1 protein-coding gene is annotated in these 1,197 nt (G+C 61.7%); it reads right to left on the reverse strand.

Translation table 11 applies throughout. From position 1 onward, the window contains the following. On the reverse strand, positions 1 to 1,197 hold a 1,197-nt coding region (locus JV551A3_RS29795), incomplete at both ends, for an FAD-binding oxidoreductase (protein ID WP_133979365.1).

Genomic DNA, 1,197 nt, shown 5'->3' on the forward strand with positions numbered 1-1,197 from the left:
GCTGTAGCCCAGGTAGTCACGCTTGGTCATGCCAACACCATGCTCGGCGGAGATCGAGCCGTTGTAGCGCTCGACGATCTCGAACACCCACTTGTTGACCTTGGTGCACGAGGCGAAGAAGTCGTCCTTGCTCATGTGCTCGGGCTTGAGAATATTCAGGTGCAGGTTGCCGTCACCGATGTGGCCGTACCACACCACTTCGTAATCCGGGTAATGTTCAGCCACGATGGCGTCGATATCGCGCAGGAACGCCGGCACTTTCGACACAGTGACGGAAATGTCGTTCTTGTACGGGGTCCAGTGCGAGATGGTTTCCGACAGGTACTCGCGCAGTTTCCACAGGTTTTTCAGCTGGGTCTCGCTCTGGCTCATCACCCCGTCCAGCACCCAGCCCTGCTCGACGCAGTGCTCGAAGGTGGCCAAGGCTTCGTTCGCCACCTCTTCGGTGCTGGCCTCGAACTCCAGCAGCGCGTAGAACGGGCAGTCGGTCTCGAACGGCGCCGGCACGTCGCCACGCGCCAGTATCTTGGCCAGGCCCTTGTCGGAGAAGAACTCGAAGGCGGTCAGGTCCAGCTTGCCCTGGAAGGCATGCAGCACCGGCATGATCGAGTCGAAGTCCGGCGTACCCAGCACCATCGCGGTGAGGTTGCGCGGCGCACGGTCCAGACGCATGGTGGCCTCGACCACGAAACCCAGCGTACCTTCGGCACCGATGAAAAGCTGGCGCAGATCGTAGCCGGTGGCGTTCTTGATCAGGTCCTTGTTCAGTTCCAGCAGCTCGCCCTTGCCAGTGACCACTTTCAGCCCGGCCACCCAGTTGCGGGTCATGCCGTAGCGAATCACCTTGATCCCGCCGGCATTGGTGCCGACATTGCCGCCGATCTGGCTGGACCCGCTGGAGGCGAAGTCCACCGGGTAATACAGGCCCTGCTCTTCGGCATAGGTTTGCAACTGGCGGGTAATCACCCCTGGCTGGCAGACCACTGTGCGATCGAAGGCATTGAAGCCGAGTATCTGGTTCATGTAGTCGAAGGCGACCACCACTTCGCCATTGGCCGCCACGGCGCCTGCGGATAGCCCGGTACGCCCGCCAGACGGCACCAGCGCCACCTTGTGGGTATTGGCCCAGCGAACGATCGCCTGTACCTGCTCCACCGTCTTGGGGAAAACGATGGCGCTGGGCGCCGGTGGGTAATG

The organism is Pseudomonas inefficax (assembly GCF_900277125.1).
In the GTDB taxonomy this organism is placed as follows: domain Bacteria; phylum Pseudomonadota; class Gammaproteobacteria; order Pseudomonadales; family Pseudomonadaceae; genus Aquipseudomonas; species Aquipseudomonas inefficax.